Raw genomic sequence first — 18684 nt, forward strand, 5'->3', positions numbered from 1 at the left:
GCCCCCCCCGCCCCCCCCCCCGCCCCCCCCCCCCCCCCCCCGCGGCCGGCGCCGCGCCCGCCCCCCGCCCCGCCCCCCCCGCCCCCCCCCCCCCCCCCCCCCCCCCCCCCCCCGACCGGGGGTGGCGGCCGCTCCGCAGAGCAGCCGCCCCGGCCCAGGTGGGATGCTCGGCACGTGAGCGAGCTTGCGAGCGAACGCGGGGAACACGGCAGTGCCGCGACCACGGACGACGAGCGCCGGCGAGGCGACCGGGTGGGTGAGGCCACGCTGGAGCCGGTGTCCGCCCCGCGCGGGGCGTTCGCCGGCCCCGACGACCTGGCCGCCGCCCTCGAGGGCACCGGCTACCTGCCCGACGAGGGGCTGGCCACCGCCGCCTACCTCGCCCTGGCGATGCACCGGCCGCTGTTCCTGGAGGGCGAGGCCGGCGTCGGCAAGACCGCGCTCGCCCAGGCGCTGGCCCAGGTGACCGGTCGCCCGCTGTACCGGTTGCAGTGCTACGAGGGCCTGGAGGCCAGCCAGGCGCTCTACGACTGGGACTTCGGCCGGCAGCTGCTGCACCTGCGCGCCGCCGAGGCCGCGCACGCCACCGGGGACACCGAGACGCTGGAGGCGTCCCTCTACGACCGCCGGTTCCTGCTGGCCCGCCCGCTGCTGCAGGCCCTGGAGGACTCGCCGTCGGTGCTGCTGGTCGACGAGGTCGACCGCGCCGACGACGAGTTCGAGGCGTTCCTGCTCGAGGTGCTGTCGGACTTCACCATCTCCATCCCGGAGCTGGGCACGATCCGGGCGACCACGCCGCCGCTGGTGATCCTGACCTCCAACCGCACCCGAGAGGTGCACGACGCCCTCAAGCGGCGCTGTCTCTACCACTGGCTGCAGCACCCCGACTTCGACCGCGAGGTGGCGATCCTGCGGCGCCGGCTGCCCGAGGTCACCGAGCAGCTGGCCCGCGAGGTGGCCCGGGCGACGGCGAAGCTGCGCACCCTCGACCTGCTCAAGCCGCCCGGCGTCGCCGAGGCCATGGACTGGGCCACCGCGCTGCAGACCCTGGGTGCCCGCGACCTCGACCCCGACATCGCCGCACGCACGCTGGGCGCCGTCCTGAAGTACCGGGAGGACGCCGACCGCGTGCACGCCCTGGCTCGGGGGGCGCTCTTCGGTGGTGGCTGAGAGCGGACCCCGTGCCGAGGCCCGCCCCTCGCGGGGGGACGGGGCCATCGCGGTACGGCCGCCGAGGGACGTGGTCGACACGGTGCTGGGGTTCGCGCGCACCCTGCGGCACGCCGGGGTGGCCGCCTCGCCGGACCGGGTCGAGGCGATGCTGGCCGCGGTCGGCGCGCTCGACGTCCTGGACGCCACCGACGTGTACTGGGCCGGACGGCTCACCCTCTGCGGCGGGCCTGACGACCTGGAGCGCTACGACGCCGCCTTCGCCGCGTACTTCGGCGGGGAGGCGCCGCGGCCGTCCCGCTCGGCGGCCCAGCCGGAGCGGCAGCTGGCCACCACCGCCCCGCTGGAGCCCGGCACCGGGCAGAGCGACGACGGCGAGCAGCCGCCGGAGCTCGCCGGGACGGCGAGCGCCGACGAGGTGCTGCGCCACCGCGACGTCGCGGAGATGAGCGTGGCCGAGCGGGACCACCTGCGCCGGCTGTTCGCCCTGCTGGTACCCGCCGTGCCGATGCGCCCGTCGCGGCGCCGCCGCGCCAGTGCGCACGGCATGGTGCACGCGTCGCGCACCGTGCGCCGCGCGCTGCACGACGGTGGTGAGGTGACCCGGCTGCTGCACCGCCGCGCCCGGCCCCGCCCGCGCCGCGTCGTGCTGCTCGTCGACGTGTCCGGCTCGATGAGCCCCTACGCCGACGCCCTGCTGCGGTTCGCGCACGCCGCCGTCCGCGCGCACCCGGCCGCGACGGAGGTCTTCACGATCGGCACCCGGCTGACCCGGGTGACCCGCGAGCTGCGGATGCGTGACCCGGACAAGGCCCTGGCCGCCAGCGGCTCCGCCATCCCGGACTGGTCGGGCGGCACGCGCCTCGGCGACGTGCTCAAGGCGTTCCTCGACCGGTGGGGGCAGCGCGGGACGGCCCGCGGTGCGGTCGTCGTCGTCTGCAGCGACGGCTGGGAGCGCGGCGGCACCGAGGTGCTCGCCGAGCAGATGGCACGGCTGCACCGGCTGGCGCACGCGGTGGTCTGGGTCAACCCGCACAAGGGGCGGGAGGGCTACGAGCCGCTCACCGGCGGCATGCAGGCGGCCCTGCCGTCGATCGACCACTTCGTCGCCGGGCACAGCATGGCGGCGTTCGAGGAGCTCGTGGGAGTGATCTCGCGTGCCTGAGAGAGGACCCCGTTCCCCTCACCCTCCGCACACTCCGGGTGGGCCTCCGGACGGGGCCGTGGGTTTCGCACACCGAGAAGAGGGACTGTCCGATGCGTGACGTGCTCGAGGACCTGATCGGCTGGTGGCAGGCGGGGGAGACCGTCGGGATGGGCACGGTGGTCGCCACCTGGCGCTCGGCGCCGCGCCCGGCCGGCGCCTCCATGCTGGTGGGCCCCGACGGCACCGCGGTCGGCAGCGTCTCCGGCGGCTGCGTCGAGGGCGCGGTCTACGAGGAGGCCAAGGACGTCGTCGAGACCGGCGTCCCGTCGCTGGAGCGGTACGGCGTCAGTGACGACGACGCCTTCGCCGTGGGGCTGACCTGCGGCGGCATCCTCGACGTCTTCGTGGAGCGGGTCTCCCGCGAGTCGTTCCCCGAGCTCGGCGAGATCGCCGAGTCCGTGGCCGCGCACGAGCCCGTCGCCGTCGTCACCTGCGTCGCCGGGCCGGAGGACCGGGTGGGCCGGCGGCTGGTGGTCTGGCCCGACCGCGTGTCGGGCACCCTCGGCCTGCAGCGGCTGGACGACGCCGTCGCCGCCGACGCCCGCGGCATGCTCGCCGCCGGCCGGACCGGGATGCTGCACGTCGGCCACGACGGCGAGCGCCGCGGCGACGACCTGTCACTGTTCGTCAACTCCTTCGCCCCGGCCGCCCGGATGGTCGTGTTCGGCGCGATCGACTTCGCCGCCGCGGTCGCCCGGGTGGGGGCGTTCCTGGGCTACCGGGTCACCGTGTGCGACGCCCGTCCGGTGTTCGCGACCCCGAAGCGCTTCCCCGACGCCCACGAGGTGGTCGTGGAGTGGCCGCACCGCTACCTGCAGGCCGAGGTGGACGCCGGCCGCATCGACGAGCGCACCGTGCTGTGCGTGCTCACCCACGACCCCAAGTTCGACGTCCCGCTGCTGGAGGTCGCGCTGCGCCTCCCGGTCGCCTACGTGGGTGCGATGGGGTCTCGACGGACGCACGAGGAACGACTCGCGCGGCTGGCCGACGCCGGCATGGCCAAGGAGGAGCTGGCCCGGCTCTCCTCGCCGATCGGGCTCGACCTCGGGGCCCGCACCCCGGAGGAGACGGCGATCTCCATCGCCGCGGAGATCATCGCCGGGCGGTGGGGTGGCACCGGTGAGCGGCTGACCGGCACCGAGGGGCCGATCCACCGCACCGCCGACCGCTGAGGCCCCGGCCGCCTGCCCCCACCGCTCGCCGGCTCGCGGCGGGCCCCCGCGGGAGGCCGAGGCTGGTGGGTATACCAAGTCAGGCATACCATCACCGGTATGCCGCCGTCGCCGCGCCGCAGTCGGTTCCCGGGTCTGGAGGGCCTGGCCGACCGGCGGCGCGAGCTGATCGACGAGCTCGTCCGCGTCCGCCGGGAGAGCGAGCTCAGCCAGACCGACGTCGCCGCGCGCATGGGGACGTCGCAGTCGGCGGTCGCCCGGCTGGAGAGCGGCGAGCTCGACGCACGGCTGTCCACGCTCGAGCGCTACGCGGCCGCACTCGGCCGCACCGTCGACTGGCAGGTCCGACCGTCCGAGGAGTCCCCATGAGCCGACCCGTGTCCGCCTGGCCACCCGTCCCGCCCGGTCCGCCCGATCCGCCCTTCCCCCCGCGGACCCCGGAGTGGCCCCGCACGCCGTGGCAGCCGGAGTCGCGCCCTCCGGTCCCGGGCCCGGTGTCGGCGACGGCCGCGCTCGTCGTGGGCGCCCCGGACTGGCTGGCCGAGCGGCTGCTCGAGCAGCGCGTGGTCGCCCTCGCCGGCGAGCTCGACGCGGAGGCGGTCAACCGGGCCGTGGCCGAGCTGGCCCTGCTCGACGCCACCGGTGACGGACCGGTCCGGCTGCGGCTCTCGGGGGTCAGCGCGGACCTGGACGGTGCCCTGACCCTCGTCGATGCCCTCGACCTCGTGGGCGCTCCCGTGCACGCCACCTCCCTGGGCACCCTGACCGGCCCCGCGCTCGCCGTCCTGGCCGTCGCGGACCACCGGCAGGCCGGGGCGCACGCGAGCTTCCGGCTGTGCGAGCCCAGAGCGCCGCGGGGTCTGCCCGGCCACGCGGTCGAGGCCTGGGCCGCCGAGCACTCCCGGCAGCTGCGCCGGCTGCAGGAACGGCTCGCCGGTGCCTGCGGCCGGCCGGTCGAGGAGGTCGCCGGTGACATGCGGGCAGGCCGGCTGCTCGACGTCGCCGAGGCCCGCGCCTACGGCCTGCTCGACCATTAGGCACCCACCCGGGGCCCGGCCCGAGCCGGCGAGGGGTGGGGAGGAGGGGGTCCTGCCCCGGTACGACGTCGAGGTCGTCGGGCTCCTGGCCTCCCCGGTGCACCGCTACGGCGGCCGGCCCGGGAGCGACGTCCCGCCGGTGGACGACGACCGGCGCGACGAGATCGAGGTGCGTGCCGGCTCCGGGGTGGTGGGCGACCGCTACGCCGGCCGGCCGGCGCACCGCGACGCCCAGCTCACCGTGCTGGCCGTCGAGGGCCTGGAGGCGCTGGCCGCCGAGCTGGGCGTGCTGCCGTTCGACCCGCTGCTGGCCCGGCGCACCGTCGTCCTGCGCGGCGCGGAGGTGGAGGCGCTGCGCGGGCAGGAGTTCGCCCTCGACAGCGGCTCGGGGGCGGTGTGGCTGCGCGGCGGCCGGCCGGCGAACCCGTGCGCGTGGATGGACGTCGTCCTCGCGGCCGGGGCCCATCGCGGGCTGCGGGGGCGCGGCGGGGTGCGCTGCGCGGTGCTGTCCGACGGCGTGCTGCGGCTCGGGCCCGCCGTCCTCACCGCCGCCGTCCCGCTGGACCCGGCACGGGCGGGGCAGGCCGTGGGACCGGCCCCGCGTCCGCGCTGAGCGGCGCCTCGCTCAGCCCAGGACGGTGCGCACCGCCTCCGGCGCCTGCGTGGGCCGGCGCAGGGGAGCCACCCGCCCGTCGCCGGCGGCGGCGAGTGCGGCGCAGTTGGCGACCGACTCGGGGTCGTCGGACAGCGACAACACGTGCAGGTGCGCGCCGGCGCGGGCCAGCGCGGCCGCGGCGGGTAGCGGGTCGGGGCTGTCGGTGGGCATGCCGTCGGAGAGCAGCAGCACGTCCCGGGCCGCGGCGCGGGAGCGGGCCAGCTGGACCGCCGCGGTGCGCAGGCCGAGGTCGAGGTCGGTCGTCCCCCCGCCGTCGAGGTCGAACAGCCGGTCGACGACGACGTCGGTGCGCGGGTCGGTCGACAGCGGCCGCAGCACCACCGCCTGGGACCAGAACGCCACCACACCCAGCTCGTCGCCCGGACGCATCCGCTGGGCCAGCGCCGAGGCGGTGAGGACGGCGACCGACAGCTCGTCACCGGCCACCGACCCGGAGGCGTCGACCAGGAGCACGCAGGCCCGGCCGGTGGAGCGCCAGCCGCGGGTGTGCAGGTGCTCGGCCCGCCAGTGCGGCTCCGCGCCGCGGGCGGCCAGGGTCGCGTCGAGGTCGATGTCGCTGCCGGTGTCGTCGCGGCGGGTGACCACGCGGCGGGTGCCGGGACGGTCGGGGACGCCGGCCCGCGGGGTGCCCACCGGCAGCCGGCAGGCCAGGGCCCGGGCGGCCGCCCGCAGCCCCGGGTCGAAGGCGCGGCCCATCGCGGTCAGCAGCTTGTTCGCGGCGTCGGGGTCGCGCGCGGTGAGGTCGGCCATCGCCTCCTCGTCCAGCTCGCCCAGCTGCGGCGAGACCTGCCGGAAGTCCGGGTGCGCCCGGGCCAGCTCGTCACGGCCGGCCTTGCGGGCGGCGTGCTGCTTGAGCAGCTGCTCGACGTCGTCGGCGTCCTCCACCGGTGCCGGCTGCGGCGGCCGGCGGCCGGGTGGGTCCTGCAGGCCGCCCGGCCCGGGCGGGGGTGGCGGTGGTTCGGCCGCGTCGGCGGGGTCGCCCGGGTCCTCGGGCGTCAGGCTTTTCCCAGCTCCTCACCCGCCCGGCGCCAGATGTCGGCGACGACGTCCTCGACCGGGCGGGCCGTGCCGTCGGCCAGGGTGACCTTGCCGGTGAGGGCCGCCAGCGCGGCGTCGAGGCCGGTGCTGTCCTCGACGCCCTCGTGACCGCGGACGGTCGCCAGCTCCAGGGCGATGAGCACGGTGTCGATGGCGCCGCGCACCGAGGAGCCGATGCGCAGCTCGGGGTGGTCGCGGGTGATCCTGACCGTGCGCACCGCCCGGGCCACGAGGCTCTCCGGGCCGCCGGTGGCCGTCGCGACGACGGAGAGCTCGGCCTCCTCGTCCTGGTACCCCATGGCCACCCGGCAGGAGCGGTCGTAGAGGGCGGGGGTGACGCGCGCGGTGCCGACGGCGTCGAACGGGTTCATGGCCGCGACCAGCCGGAACGTGGGGCGGGCGCTGACCCGACCGAACCGGGGCACGTGCATCTCGCGCTCGGACAGGACGCCGAGGAGGACGTTCATCGTCTCCTCCGGCACCCGGTTGAACTCCTCGACGTAGAGGATCGCGCCGTCGGTCATGGCCCGGGTGAGGGGTCCGGGCACGAAGTTCTCGGCGCGGTAGTCCTCGGTCAGCACCCGGGAGGCGTCGTGGTGGCCGACCAGCCGGGTCGGCGTGAGCTCCGCGTTGCCCTCCACCAGCACCAGCGGCACGCCCGCGCCGTCGGCCAGGGACCGCAGCAGCGTCGTCTTCCCGGTGCCGGGCGGCCCCTCCAGGAGGACGTTGCGACCGGCCGAGAGGGCGGCGGCGACGACCTCGGCCTCGCGCATGCGGGCGACCACCCGCTCACGGGCGACGCGGACCATGCCGGCCACGTCGAGCCGCCGGGCGGTGGTGGTGGTGGTCACGGTTCTCCTCGGGGTGGGTGACGCGCGACCGGGGCGCTCCCTGCAGGGAACGCCCCGGCCCCGGTGACGTGCTGGAACGGCCACCCTCCCGGGACCCTGCGCCTGTGCCTGCGAGGCGTGGGGGGAGGGCGGTCCTGTCTCAGTCGTAGATCATGACGCCGCGGATGTTCTTGCCGGCCTTCATGTCCTCGTAGCCCTGGTTGACGTCGTCGAGCGTGTAGCGGCTGGTGATCAGCTCGTCGAGCTTGAGCTTCCCCTCCTGGTAGAGGCGGAGCATCTTGAGCATGTCGGAGCTGGGGTTCTGGTCGCCGAACAGCGCGCCGCGGATCTCCTTGGTGAACAGCGCGAGCATGCTGGGGTTGATCGGGATGCCCACGTCGGTGAGGTCGCCGAGGCCGGTGATGACGACCCGTCCGCCCTTGCCGATGGCGTCGAAGGCCTGGGCGACGTGCTCGCCCTTCAGGATCCCGACGGTGACCAGCGCCTTGTCCGCACCCTGACCGTTGGTGACGCTGCGGGCGAAGTCCGCGGCCTCCTCGATGCTCTCGAAGGCATGGGTGGCGCCCAGTTCCATCGCCTTCTCGCGCTTGAACGGGATCGGGTCGACGGCGATGACGTGGCTCGCCCCGGCGTGCGAGGCGCCCTGTACCGCGTTGATGCCGATGCCGCCGATGCCCATGACGATCACCGTGTCGCCGGCCTTGACCTCACCGGCCTGCACCGCGGTGCCCCACCCGGTGCCGACACCGCACCCGACGAGGCAGGCGACGTCGAGGGGGATGTCCTCGGGGATCTTCACCGTCGACCGGACGTCGACCGTCGTCACCTCGGCGAAGGTGCCCAGACCGCACATCTGCCCGACCGGGGTGCCGTCGGAGGTCTGGAAGCGGAAGCTCTCCGCGTCGTCCCAGCGCGAGCCGATGAGCAGGTTGGCGCCGGAGTCGCAGATGTACTGCTGGCCGTTGGCGCAGTAGCGGCAGCGGCCGCAGCCGGGCAGGAACGAGAAGACGACGTGGTCGCCCTCCTTGAAGCCCGGGGTGCCCGGGCCGACGGCGGTGACGACGCCGGAGCCCTCGTGGCCGCCGAGGAACGGGTAGTGGCCGACCTGCATGTCGCCGGTGGCGATGTGGTCGTCGGAGTGGCACAGGCCGGACGCGGCGACCTTGACCTGCAGTTCGCCCTGACGCGGGTCGTCCGCGATCAGGTCGGTGACCTCCCACTTGCCGGGAGCGGAGCGCAGGATCGCGCCACGGGTGTTCACGGGCACAGGGAACCTCCTCGTCGCCCTCGTCGTCGAGGGCCGTCCTGCATGCACGAGCGCATGACTGTGTCCGCACGTTATGGCGTGGCTCACACAAGGGGAAGGGAGCTGCAACGTTCCCGCTACCCCGGTTTCCGTCCCCTGGGAGAGTGGCGCCGTGGTGGACGGGCCGGTCGTCGTCGTCGGCGCGGGCCCGGTGGGGCTGACCGCGGCGCTGCTCCTGGCCCGTCGGGGGCTGGCGGTGCTCGTCCTCGAGCGGCAGCCGGCGCCCTACGGCCGGCCCCGTGCGGTGCACCTCGACGACGAGGCCCTGCGGGCGCTGGCCGACGCCGGGGTCGCCGAGGCGTTCCTGCGGATCAGCCGGCCGATGAGCGGGCTGCGGCTGCTCGACGGCCGGCTGCGCACCCTCGCGGAGTTCCGCCGCTCGCCCTCGGCGGGCACCCACGGCTGGCCGCAGGGGTCGATGTTCCACCAGCCCGACCTGGAGGAGGCGCTGCTGGCCGCCGCCGGCGCGACGCCGGGCATCACGGTGCGCACCGGCGCGGAGGTGGTGGGCCTGACCGCGGGCCCCGTCGGCGTCTCCGTCACCGTGCGCGCGGGCACGGACGTCGCGGACGTCCTCGCGGCCGCGGTGCTCGGCTGCGACGGTGCCAACAGCACGGTGCGCCGGCTCGTCGGCGCCGCCATGGCCGACCTCGGGCGGGCCGACCGCTGGCTGGTGGCCGACCTCCGCTCGGCCGCGCCGCTGCGGGTGTGGCCGGGCGTGCACCAGGTCTGCGACCGGCACCGGCCGGCGACGTTCATGCCGGTCGCCGGTGACCGCTACCGCTGGGAGTTCCGCATGCGCCCGGGGGAGACCCGCGAGGAGCTGGCCGCCCGGCTCCCGGCGCTGCTGGCCCCCGCCGGCGCGGACGGCGCTGAGGTGGTGCGCGTCGCCGAGTACGTCTACCGGGCGCAGGTCGCCGACCGTTGGCGGGTCGGCAGGGTGCTGCTGGCCGGGGACGCCGCCCACCTCACCCCGCCCTTCATCGGCCAGGGGCTGGGGCTGGGGCTGCGCGACGTCCACCAGCTGGCGTGGAAGCTCGCCGCGGTGCTCACCGGCGCGGCCGACGACCGTCTGCTCGACACCCACCAGGCCGAGCGCGCGCCGCACACCCGGGCGATGGTGCGGCTGGCGCTGCTGGTCGGCCGGCTCGTGACCGGCGGTGGCGCCGGCGGGGCCGCGCTGCGGCGCGCGGTGCTGGCGGCGGTCGGCCGGGTCCCGGCGGTGGCGGCCTTCGCCACGGACAGCCGCACCCCGCCACTGCGCCGGGGCCCGCTGGTCCGGCGCCGCGGACGGGCCGGGCGGCGGCTGGCCGGCACGCTGCTGCCCCGAGCCCCGGTGGACGTCGGCGGCCGGCGGTGCCCGGTGGACGACGTCCTGGGCCCCGGGACGGCACGGCTGCGGCTGCTCGCGCCCGGGCGGGTGGCGGTGCGGCCGGTGGGCGGGGTCGAGATCGTGCTGGCCGACGTCGACGGCGTCCTCACCACGTGGCTGCGGCGCGCGCGGGCGACGACCGTCGTCGTCCGCCCCGACCGGATCGTGCAGTCCGCCCGCTGACGTGGGCACGGTCCGTGCCCGGACCGCGCCGGGCCGGCGCGCGAGCGCACGGGCTGTGCGCACCCGGCGCCCGAGGGGCGGCGCGCGGCAGGGGTGTGGGCATGCTGTCGCGGTGAGCTACGACGTCGAGACCGTCCGGGCCTGCTTCCCCGCCCTCCGCGCCGGCACCGCGCACTTCGACGGACCGGGCGGCTCGCAGGTGCCCGAGTCGGTGGCCGCGGCCGTCGCGGCCACCCTCACCTCGCCGATCGCCAACCGTGGCCGCGTCACGCAGGCCGAGCGCACCGCCGACGACGTCGTCCTCGGGGCGCGACGGGCGGTCGCCGACCTGGTCGCCGGGGACCCCGGCGGGGTCGTCTTCGGCCGCAGCGCGACCCAGCTGACCTACGACCTCTCCCGCGTGCTCTCGGCCGGCTGGGGTCCGGGTGACGAGGTGGTGGTCACCCGGCTGGACCACGACGCCAACGTCCGCCCGTGGGTGCAGGCCGCGCACGCCCGGGGAGCCACGGTCCGCTGGGCCGGGTTCGACCCCGCCACCGGGGAGCTCCCCCCGCAGGCGGTCGCCGCCGTCCTCTCCGACCGCACCCGGCTGGTCGCGGTCACCGGGGCGTCCAACCTCGTCGGCACCCGGCCCGACGTCGCCGCGATCGCCGCCCTGGCGCACGACGCCGGAGCCCTCACGTACGTCGACGGCGTGCACCTCACGGCGCACGCCGCGGTCGACGTCCGCGCGCTCGGCGCCGACTTCTACACCTGCTCGCCGTACAAGTTCCTCGGCCCGCACTGCGGCTGCGTCGTCGCCGCGCCCGCCCTGCTGGAGACGCTGCGGCCGGACAAGCTGCTGCCCTCCACCGACGCCGTCCCGGAGCGCTTCGAGCTGGGCACGCTGCCCTACGAGCTGCTCGCCGGCACCACCGCGGCGGTGGACTTCCTGGCCGGCCTCGGCGGCCCGGAGGGCGACCGGCGGGCGCGGCTCGAGGTCGGGATGGCCGCGCTCGAGGAGCACGAGGACCGGCTGCGGGAGCGCATCGAGGACGGCGTCCGGGCGCTCCCCGGCGTCACCGTGTGGTCGCGGGCGCGGCGGCGCACGCCCACGCTGCTGCTGACCTTCGCCGGCCGGGATGCCGCCGACGCGTACCGGTTCCTCGCCGGGCGCGGGGTCAACGCCCCGGCCGGTTCCTTCTACGCGATCGAGGCCTCCCGGTGGCTCGGGCTCGGCGACGCCGGCGGCCTGCGCGTGGGGCTGGCGCCCTACACCGACGACGCGGACGTTGACCGGCTGCTGGCCGGGCTGGGGGAGTGGCTCGGGTGCTGAGCGGGACCGGGGATCAGGCGGTGCGCAGGGTCGGGAAGCCGGCGGCGAGCTGGTCGAAGGCGGCGTGCAGGACGTCGCCGAGGGACGTCGTCCCGTCGGTCAGCCACACCTCGAACGCCGTGGTCGCCGCGGCGCGGGTGGTGGTGGCCACCAGCCGGGGGAGGAGCATGTCGGGCCGCTCCCCGGTGCGCCGGGCGACGTGCTCGGCCACCACCCGGTCGACGTCGGCGTAGCGCACCTGCGAGTGCGCCTGCAGCGCCGGCTCGCCCAGGATCAGGGCCATCCGCCGGCGCAGCATCGGGAGGTCGGCCGCGGAGTAGTCGTTGACCTCGACGTAGGCGGCGCAGATCGAGGCGAGCACCGGCTGGTCGGCGCGCGCCGTCGCCAGCAGCTGCTCCAGCCGCTCGACGTGGGAGGCGAAGTCACCCCACACCGCATCGGCCTTGGTGGCGAAGTAGCGGAAGAACGTCCGGCGGCTGATGCCGGCCGCGTCGGCGATCTCGTCGGTGGTGACCTGCTCGAACCCGGTGCGGGCGAACAGGTGCAGGGCCGCCTGCTCGATCCGGGCACGGGTGTCCGAACGCGCGTCGGGCAGCAGCGAGGTCACGAGGACATCTTGGGCCACCGGACGGTCGACCCGGTCGGTCCCGGCGTCGCGTCCCGGACGGAGCGACCGCCCGCGGGCGCGCACACGGGCGGCTGACCTGCGCGGCGCGTCCGACCCCCGGTGTTGCCGGTGGCACTGGGTGTCACTAACGTCCACCCCACGTTCGTAACCCGGATCACAGGAGGCACCGTGCCCGAGACCACCGACACCCAGACCGTCGAGGCGCCCGCGGCCGAGGAGGCCCTGGTGGAGGAGTCGCTCGTCGAGGAGGTCTCCATCGACGGCATGTGCGGGGTGTACTGATCGACGCCCCCGTCGCGGTGCCGGCCGAGCCGATGAGCGACGCCGGCGCCGCTCCACCGCCGGGTCCCGGCGCCCCCGCGTTCGACCCGTCGCTGCCCTGGCGGCGGGCCCGCTCGGTGGCGCTGCGCCCCGAGCCCTTCGGCGCGCTGGTCTACCACTTCGGCAACCGGAAGCTGTCGTTCCTGAAGTCGAGGACGCTGGTCACCGTCGTCGAGACGCTGGCCGACCACCCCAGCGCCGAGGCCACCCTCGTCGCGTGCGGGGTCCCCGCGGCCCAGCGCCCGGCCTACGTCAAGGCGCTGGCCGACCTCGCACGTTCGCAGATGATCGAGCTCCGGGAGGGACCCGCATGAGTCGCCCCACGACGTTGACCCGCTCCGCTCCACGACGTTGCGGGGCCCCGCGATGACGGCCGTCCTGCCGCCCCGCACGCCCGCGCCCGAACGCCCGGTCGGCGGGCGGCTGATCGACCAGTTCGAGTACGGGCTGGACGCGCCCATCTGCCTCACCTGGGAGCTCACCTACGCGTGCAACCTGGCGTGCGCGCACTGCCTGTCCTCCTCGGGACGGCGCGACCCGCGGGAGCTGTCCACCGCCGAGGCCGAGGCGGTCATCGACGAGCTGCAGCGGATGCAGGTCTTCTACGTCAACGTCGGCGGCGGCGAGCCCACGGTCCGGCCGGACTTCTGGCACCTGCTCGACTACGCCATCGGTCACGACGTCGGCGTCAAGTTCTCCACCAACGGCGTGAAGCTGGACAAGACCCGCGCCGCGCAGCTGGCCCGCACCGACTACGTCGACGTGCAGATCTCCCTGGACGGCGCGACCGCCGAGGTCAACGACCGCGTCCGCGGCACCGGCTCCTACGCGACCGCGATCCGGGCGCTGGAGAACCTGGCCGAGGCCGGGATGAAGGACTTCAAGGTCTCCGTCGTCGTCACCCGCGAGAACGCCGGCCAGCTCGACCAGTTCAAGGCGCTCACCGACTCCTTCGGCGCCCAGCTGCGGATCACGCGGTTGCGCCCCTCCGGCCGGGGCGCCGACGTGTGGGACGAGCTGCACCCGACGCAGCAGCAGCAGAGGGAGCTCTACTCCTGGCTGCTGGCCAACGGCGACAAGGTGCTGACCGGTGACTCCTTCTTCCACCTGTCGGCGTTCGGCGAGGCCCTGCCCGGGCTCAACCTGTGCGGCGCCGGCCGCGTCGTCTGCCTGATCGACCCGGTGGGCGACGTCTACGCCTGCCCGTTCGCCATCCACGAGAACTTCCTCGCCGGCAACGTGCGCGACGAGGGCGGCTTCCAGCGGGTGTGGCAGTCCTCGGAGCTCTTCGCCGACCTGCGCAGCCCGCAGACCGGCGGAGCCTGCACCAAGTGCGCGCACTTCGACGCCTGCCGCGGTGGCTGCATGGCGGCCAAGTTCTTCACCGGACTGCCGCTGGACGGCCCCGATCCCGAGTGCGTGCAGGGCTACGGCGAGAGCGCGCTGGCCGCCCGCGCCGCGGACCTGGTCACGCCGAAGAGCCACATCGACCACTCGCACACGGGTCCGGTCCGCGGTCAGCCCACGCTGCTGGGCATGCCGAGCATCCCGGCCAAGATCTGCGACGAGTCGCCGCTGGCCGGTCTCGACCTGCGCTGAGGCTCCTCGAACCGCTGGTCCTGGCGGGCCGGACGGCACCCTCCCGGGTGCTGTTCGGCCCGCACGAGACCAACCTGGGCCGCGGCCGGGCCCTGTCGGAGCGGCACGTCGCCTACTACGCACGCCGCGCCGCCGGCGGCTGCGGCGTGATCGTCACCGAGACCGCGTCGGTGCACGACAGCGACTGGCCCTACGAGCGCAGTCCGCTGGCCGCCGACTGCGGCCCCGGCTGGGCGGACGTCGTCGCCGCCTGCCGGCCGGCGGGCGCGCTCGTGCTCGCCGGGCTCGGGCACACGGGGGCGCAGGGGACGAGCGCGCACACCCGGGCCGCGCTCCGGGCGCCCTCCGCCGTGCCCGACGTCGTCACCCGCGAGGTCCCCGCGGAGCTGGAGCCGGACGAGATCGCCGCGGTGGTCGCCGGGTTCCGGGCCGCCGCCCGCACCGCGGTCGCCGCCGACCTCGACGGCGTGGACGTCGACGCCGGCCCGCGTGCGCTGCTGCGCCAGTTCGCCTCCGGCCTCACCAACACCCGCACCGACGGCTACGGCACCGACCGGCTGCGGCTGCTGCGCGAGGTGCTGGCCGGCGTCCGCGCGGAGCTGGGCCCGGGCCGGGTGCTGGGGCTGCGGCTGTCCTGCGACGAGCAGGCGCCGTGGGCCGGCAGGACGCCGGCGTCCGCGGTGGACGTCGTCGCCGGGCTCGCCCCGCTGGTGGACCTGCTGACCGTGGTGCGCGGCAGCGGTCTGGCGGCCTCGGCGCACCGGCCCGACGGGCACACCCCGCCCGGGTTCAACGTCGACCTCACGCGTGCGGTGCGCGCCGCCGCGGGGGGGACGCCGGTGGTGCTCCAGGGCTCGGTGGTCGACGTCGCCGCCGCGGAGGCCGCGCTCGCGAGCGGGGTCGCCGACGCGGTGGAGATGACCCGCGCCCAGATCGCCGACGCCCACCTGGTGGCCAAGGCCCGGGCCGGCGTCCCGGTCCGTCCCTGCACGCTGTGCAACCAGGCCTGCCAGGTGCTGGACGTCCGCAACCCACCGGTCAGCTGCGTGGCCGACCCGCGCAGCGGCCACGAGACCGAGGAGCCGGCCGGCGTCGCGTCGGGTGCCGGCCGGCGGGTGACCGTCGTCGGCGGGGGGCCGGCCGGGCTGGAGGCCGCGCGGGTGCTGGCCGGCGCGGGCGCCGACGTCCGGCTGGTCGAGCGGTCCGGGCGGCTCGGTGGTGCACTGCGCCTGGTCGCCGCCCTGCCCGGCCGGGCCCGCTTCGCCGACCTCGCCGACTGGCTGGAGGGCGAGGTGCGGCGGCTCGGCGTGCGCGTCGAGCTGGGGGCCGCGGTGGACGCCGGGGACGTCGTCGCCACCGGGGCGCGGCCCCGGCCGCCGGAGTTCGCGGTGGCCGACGGGGCGTGTGTCCTCCCCGCCGCCGAGGTGCTGGCCGGCGGGGCGCTGCCGCCGGGCCCGGTGGTCGTGCACGATCCCGCCGGCGGCCCGGCCGGCACCGGGGTGGCCGAGCTGCTCGCCGCGGCCGGCCGCGAGGTCACCGTGGTCACCCCGGACGACGTCGTCGGCGTCCGGTTGGCCGGTGACCTGGCGCCGGCCAACGGCCGGCTGGCGCGCGCGGGGGTGCGGCGGGAGACCGGCTGCGTGCTCCGGGCGGTCGGGGACGGCGTCGCCGTGGTCGCCGACCGCTGGACCGGGGCCGGGCGCCGCGTGCCCTGCGCCGTCGTGGTCGACGCCGCTGCGCCGCTGCCCGGCGCCGTGCCGGACGCCGCCGTGGGGGCCGGGGACGTCGTCGCGCCGCGCACCGTGCTCGAGGCGGTGCTCGACGGCCGGCGCGCGGCGCGGGCGCTGCTGGAGGGCTAGAGGTCGACCTTCTCGTTCTCGCCGGCGTCGATCCGCCGTCCGGTCGCCTTGGCCTTCACGAAGCTGAACGCCGTCGCCAGCCGGCCGCCGGGGCTGTCCCAGTACTCCGCGGAGTCGGCGTCGACCTTGACCAGCACCGTCGACGGGTCCTCGGGGCCCTGCGGCAGCCAGGCCTCGACACCGCTGTTCCACAGCTCCTTCTTCTTCGCCACGTCGTCGACCACCGAGGCGCGCCCGGTCAGGGACACCCAGGTGCCGCCGGACCCGATGCCGACGTTGACCTGCGGTGAGGCCGCGACGTGGGCCAACCAGTCGGTGCCGCGCTCGGCGAAGAACCACAGGTCGCCGTCGAACTCCACCTCCTGCAGCGTCATGGGGCGGCTGGTGAGCGTGCCCGCGGGCGTGACGGTGGTGAGGAAGCCGAACCGCTCTCCCTTGATCAGCTCGGCGACCCTGCGGCTGTCCTCGGTGGTCATGGCGTCCTCTCGTCGTGCGCGACCGGATGACCCCCTCCTGCCCCGACCGCGGCGCCCCGACACCGGAGGGGCGGGGACGGTCGTCTCCGGCCCCGGTCAGACCGCGGCGACGTAGCGCCAGGCGCCGTCCTCGCGGACGAACCGGCTCACCTCGTGCCGGCTGCCGGTCTCGCCCCGGTACCGGTACCACGCGCGGAACTCCACCGTCCCCTCCCGGGCCAGCAGCCCGCCGCCGGTGCCGCCGAGCACGTCGAGCCCGGTCCAGCGCACCGCCGGGTCCAGGTCCAGCGACGCCGGCCGCGTCGTCGGGTGCCAGGTGGCCAGCAGGTAGCCGGCGTCCCCGACCGCGAACGCGCTGTACCGCGACCGCATCAGCTGCTGCGCGGTGCCCGCGGTGGCCGTCCCGTCGTGCAACCGGCCGCAGCACTCGGCGTACGGCAGTCCGGTTCCGCAGGGACAGCGTCGGGGAGCCATGCGCAAGAGTGTCCCGGGGGCACGGTGTCCCCGGCACGGGCTGGGAGGGGCACGGGTGCGGTTCGAGCGGCTGGCGGCCCCGCTGCGGGTGGGGCCGGTGACCCTCCCCAACCGGGTCGTCTTCCCCGCCCACCTGACCAACTACGCCGTCGACGGCCTGCCCACCGAGCGGCACGCCGCGTACTACGCGGCGCGGGCCGCCGGCGGGGCCGGGCTGGTGGTCACCGAGGAGTCGACCGTCGACCCCGCCGACCGGCCCTACGAGAAGCTGGTCCGCGGCCACGACCCGGCGGTGCTGCCCGGCTACCGGCGGCTCACCGACGCCGTCCACGCCCACGGCGTCCCGGTGTTCGCCCAGCTCAACCACAACGGCGGCCAGTCCGACGGCACGCACACCCGGGCGCCCGTGGTCGCGCCGTCCCCGGTGCCCGACCCGCTGTTCCGCGAGGTGCCGCGGGAGGCGACCGCCGCCGACCTCGCCCGCCTGGTGGACGGCTACGCCGACGTCGCGGCCCGGTGTGCCGCGGGCGGCTTCGACGGCGTCGAGGTGCAGGCCTCCCAGTCCTCGCTGGCGCGCCAGTTCCTCTCCCGCGCCACCAACCGGCGCACCGACGGGTACGGCGGGTCCCTGGAGAACCGCGCCCGCTTCCTCGTGGAGGTGCTGACCGCCGTCCGTGCGGCGCTCGGGCCCGGCCGCGCGCTCGGCGTGCGCCTCGCCGGCGAGGAGGCGGTGGACGGCGGGACCACGCCCGCCGAGGCCGCCGCCACCGCCCGGCTGCTCGGCGAGCGCGGCCTGGTCGACTACGTGAGCACCACGGTCGGCGTCGCGACGGTGACCCTCGAGCAGGTCGTCCCGCCGATGACCACCCCGCCCGGCTACGCGCGGCGGCTCTCGGCCGCGATCCGCGCCGCGGCCGGCGTGCCGGTCATCGGCGTCGGCCGGTTCCTCGACCCCGTGCAGGCCGAGCGTGCCCTGGCCGACGGTGACTGCGACCTCGTCGGTGTCGCCCGCGGGCAGATCGCCGACCCCGAGTTCGCGGCCAAGGCGCTCGGCGGGCGGCCCGCGGAGATCCGCACCTGCCTCGGCTGCAACCAGGAGTGCGTGGGACGGGTCGGCCTCAACCGGCCCCTGGGCTGCGTGACCAACCCCCGCGCCGGGCGGGAGGCGCCGCTGCGGGCCCCGGTCCGGCGCCGGCGCGTGCTCGTCGTCGGCGGCGGGCCGGCCGGGCTGCGGGCCGCCGCCACCGCCGCGCAGCGGGGCCACGCGGTGACCCTCCTGGAGCAGGCGGCCGCGACCGGCGGCGCGGTCGTGCTCGCGGCGTCGGCCCCCGGCCGGGGCGGGCTGCGGCCGCTGGTCGACGACCTCGCCGCCGAGTGCGCGCGGGCCGGCGTCGACGTCCGCACCGGGGTGCGGGCCACCGCCGAGGTGGTCCGGGCGCAGGCGCCCGACGCCGTCGTCCTGGCCACCGGCGCCCGCCCGGCCCGGCCGGCGTGGGCGGGGGACAGCGACCGGGTGGTCGACGTCCGCGACGTGCTGGCCGGGCGGGTCGCGCCCGCCGGTGAGGTCCTCGTCGTCGACGACCTGGGTGCGGCCGCGGCGCCGTCGGTCGCCGAGCTGCTGGCCGGCCGCGGGTGCCGGGTGGAGGTGACCACGGCGGCGATGGTGGTCGGGCAGGACCTCGGCCTGACCCTCGACGCACCGCGCTGGCGGGCGCGCGCGGCCGGACTCGGCATCCGCGAGACCACGGACCTGGTGGTGGAGGGCGTCGAGGGTCGGGTCGTCCGGCTGCTGCACCACCCGACCGGCGCGCGGCAGGAGCGGACCGTCGACTGGGTCGTCGTGGCCACGCACGCCCGGGCGGACGACGAGCTGTGGCGGGCCCTGGCCGGCAGCGGCCTGGAGGTGCACCGGGTGGGGGACTGCCTGGCGCCCCGGCGCGCCTCGGCGGCCACCCTGGACGGCGAGCGGGTGGGCGCGGCGCTGTAGCGGGGTGCGGGGA

19 protein-coding genes are annotated in these 18684 nt (G+C 76.7%); 13 read left to right on the forward strand and 6 right to left on the reverse strand.

The annotated features are described in order from the left end of the window. Positions 1 to 174: 174 nt before the first annotated feature. The 6 genes from ACI78V_RS03765 (at position 175) to ACI78V_RS03790 (ending at position 5199) form a co-directional block, all read left to right on the forward strand. A complete protein-coding gene (locus tag ACI78V_RS03765; protein WP_456849065.1) occupies positions 175 to 1170 on the forward strand; it encodes an AAA family ATPase in 996 nt (331 codons plus the stop codon). A gap of 70 nt (positions 1171 to 1240) precedes the next feature. Next, on the forward strand, positions 1241 to 2335 hold the full coding sequence (locus tag ACI78V_RS03770) for a vWA domain-containing protein (RefSeq protein ID WP_456849067.1): 1095 nt from the start codon (positions 1241 to 1243) through the stop codon (positions 2333 to 2335). A gap of 92 nt (positions 2336 to 2427) precedes the next feature. Further along, a complete protein-coding gene (locus ACI78V_RS03775; RefSeq protein WP_456849069.1) occupies positions 2428 to 3549 on the forward strand; it encodes an XdhC family protein in 1122 nt (373 codons plus the stop codon). A 99-nt stretch (positions 3550 to 3648) separates the two neighbouring features. Further along, positions 3649 to 3918 (forward strand): helix-turn-helix domain-containing protein, encoded by a 270-nt coding sequence (locus tag ACI78V_RS03780; protein ID WP_456849071.1) that lies wholly within the window; start codon positions 3649 to 3651, stop codon positions 3916 to 3918. Beyond that, positions 3915 to 4586 carry an ATP-dependent Clp protease proteolytic subunit gene (locus ACI78V_RS03785; RefSeq protein ID WP_456849073.1) on the forward strand — a complete coding sequence of 224 codons (672 nt, stop codon included), beginning with the start codon at positions 3915 to 3917 and terminating at the stop codon, positions 4584 to 4586. Before ACI78V_RS03780 ends, ACI78V_RS03785 begins: the two co-directional genes overlap by 4 nt. A 139-nt stretch (positions 4587 to 4725) precedes the next feature. Then, a complete protein-coding gene (locus ACI78V_RS03790) occupies positions 4726 to 5199 on the forward strand; it encodes a molybdenum cofactor biosysynthesis protein (protein ID WP_456849075.1) in 474 nt (157 codons plus the stop codon). 12 nt (positions 5200 to 5211) lie between these two features. Here ACI78V_RS03790 and ACI78V_RS03795 read toward each other — a convergent pair whose 3' ends face one another. The 3 genes from ACI78V_RS03795 to ACI78V_RS03805 all read right to left on the reverse strand — a co-directional run bounded on the left by ACI78V_RS03795 (position 5212) and on the right by ACI78V_RS03805 (position 8418). Continuing rightward, the gene (locus tag ACI78V_RS03795; RefSeq protein ID WP_456849077.1) at positions 5212 to 6147 is read right to left on the reverse strand and encodes a vWA domain-containing protein; all 936 of its coding nucleotides are present in this window, start codon (positions 6145 to 6147) and stop codon (positions 5212 to 5214) included. A 110-nt stretch (positions 6148 to 6257) separates the two neighbouring features. After that, positions 6258 to 7151: an AAA family ATPase gene (locus tag ACI78V_RS03800; RefSeq protein ID WP_456849079.1), complete on the reverse strand. Its 894-nt coding sequence runs from the start codon at positions 7149 to 7151 to the stop codon at positions 6258 to 6260. 139 nt (positions 7152 to 7290) lie between these two features. Further along, complete coding sequence (locus ACI78V_RS03805; protein WP_456849081.1) at positions 7291 to 8418, reverse strand: NDMA-dependent alcohol dehydrogenase; 1128 nt, start codon at positions 8416 to 8418, stop codon at positions 7291 to 7293. 151 nt (positions 8419 to 8569) lie between these two features. On the opposite strand from ACI78V_RS03805, the gene ACI78V_RS03810 reads away from it, so the two are divergent. Next, the gene (locus tag ACI78V_RS03810) at positions 8570 to 10012 is read left to right on the forward strand and encodes a bifunctional 3-(3-hydroxy-phenyl)propionate/3-hydroxycinnamic acid hydroxylase (protein ID WP_456849083.1); all 1443 of its coding nucleotides are present in this window, start codon (positions 8570 to 8572) and stop codon (positions 10010 to 10012) included. Between the two features lie 112 nt (positions 10013 to 10124). Beyond that, positions 10125 to 11327, forward strand: coding sequence for a cysteine desulfurase-like protein (locus ACI78V_RS03815; RefSeq protein WP_456849085.1), 1203 nt, complete (start codon positions 10125 to 10127; stop codon positions 11325 to 11327). A 13-nt stretch (positions 11328 to 11340) separates the two neighbouring features. Here ACI78V_RS03815 and mftR read toward each other — a convergent pair whose 3' ends face one another. Then, positions 11341 to 11934 (reverse strand): mycofactocin system transcriptional regulator, encoded by a 594-nt coding sequence (gene mftR, locus ACI78V_RS03820; protein ID WP_456849087.1) that lies wholly within the window; start codon positions 11932 to 11934, stop codon positions 11341 to 11343. A 189-nt stretch (positions 11935 to 12123) separates the two neighbouring features. Here mftR and mftA point away from each other — a divergent pair, with 189 nt between their 5' ends. Genes mftA through ACI78V_RS03840 form a run of 4 tightly spaced genes read left to right on the forward strand, consistent with a single transcriptional unit; the run spans position 12124 to position 15734 of the window. Beyond that, positions 12124 to 12237 (forward strand): mycofactocin precursor MftA, encoded by a 114-nt coding sequence (gene mftA, locus ACI78V_RS03825; RefSeq protein WP_456849089.1) that lies wholly within the window; start codon positions 12124 to 12126, stop codon positions 12235 to 12237. 32 nt (positions 12238 to 12269) lie between these two features. Further along, positions 12270 to 12590: a mycofactocin biosynthesis chaperone MftB gene (gene mftB / locus ACI78V_RS03830; protein ID WP_456849091.1), complete on the forward strand. Its 321-nt coding sequence runs from the start codon at positions 12270 to 12272 to the stop codon at positions 12588 to 12590. 52 nt (positions 12591 to 12642) lie between these two features. Continuing rightward, positions 12643 to 13875: a mycofactocin radical SAM maturase gene (gene mftC, locus ACI78V_RS03835; RefSeq protein WP_456849093.1), complete on the forward strand. Its 1233-nt coding sequence runs from the start codon at positions 12643 to 12645 to the stop codon at positions 13873 to 13875. Between the two features lie 14 nt (positions 13876 to 13889). Further along, the gene (locus tag ACI78V_RS03840; protein ID WP_456849430.1) at positions 13890 to 15734 is read left to right on the forward strand and encodes a mycofactocin system FadH/OYE family oxidoreductase 1; all 1845 of its coding nucleotides are present in this window, start codon (positions 13890 to 13892) and stop codon (positions 15732 to 15734) included. Here ACI78V_RS03840 and ACI78V_RS03845 read toward each other — a convergent pair. Beyond that, positions 15731 to 16210 carry a pyridoxamine 5'-phosphate oxidase family protein gene (locus tag ACI78V_RS03845; protein ID WP_456849095.1) on the reverse strand — a complete coding sequence of 160 codons (480 nt, stop codon included), beginning with the start codon at positions 16208 to 16210 and terminating at the stop codon, positions 15731 to 15733. The two genes, ACI78V_RS03840 and ACI78V_RS03845, sit on opposite strands and share 4 nt — an antisense overlap. 96 nt (positions 16211 to 16306) lie before the next feature. Continuing rightward, the gene (locus ACI78V_RS03850; RefSeq protein WP_456849097.1) at positions 16307 to 16684 is read right to left on the reverse strand and encodes a YchJ family protein; all 378 of its coding nucleotides are present in this window, start codon (positions 16682 to 16684) and stop codon (positions 16307 to 16309) included. A 55-nt stretch (positions 16685 to 16739) separates the two neighbouring features. Between ACI78V_RS03850 and ACI78V_RS03855 the strand changes: the two genes are divergently transcribed. Continuing rightward, the gene (locus ACI78V_RS03855; protein ID WP_456849099.1) at positions 16740 to 18671 is read left to right on the forward strand and encodes a mycofactocin system FadH/OYE family oxidoreductase 2; all 1932 of its coding nucleotides are present in this window, start codon (positions 16740 to 16742) and stop codon (positions 18669 to 18671) included. Positions 18672 to 18684 lie beyond the last annotated feature (13 nt).

The organism is Geodermatophilus sp. SYSU D00742 (assembly GCF_054049935.1).

Coding starts and splice junctions, on each gene's coding strand:
- ACI78V_RS03775 (WP_456849069.1), top strand. CDS start 2,428: ATGCGTGACGTGCTCGAGGACCTGATCGGCTGGTGGCAGGCGGGGGAG.
- ACI78V_RS03780 (WP_456849071.1), top strand. CDS start 3,649: ATGCCGCCGTCGCCGCGCCGCAGTCGGTTCCCGGGTCTGGAGGGCCTG.
- ACI78V_RS03785 (WP_456849073.1), top strand. CDS start 3,915: ATGAGCCGACCCGTGTCCGCCTGGCCACCCGTCCCGCCCGGTCCGCCC.
- mftB (WP_456849091.1), top strand. CDS start 12,270: ATGAGCGACGCCGGCGCCGCTCCACCGCCGGGTCCCGGCGCCCCCGCG.
- mftC (WP_456849093.1), top strand. CDS start 12,643: ATGACGGCCGTCCTGCCGCCCCGCACGCCCGCGCCCGAACGCCCGGTC.
- ACI78V_RS03845 (WP_456849095.1), bottom strand. CDS start 16,210: ATGACCACCGAGGACAGCCGCAGGGTCGCCGAGCTGATCAAGGGAGAG.
- ACI78V_RS03850 (WP_456849097.1), bottom strand. CDS start 16,684: ATGGCTCCCCGACGCTGTCCCTGCGGAACCGGACTGCCGTACGCCGAG.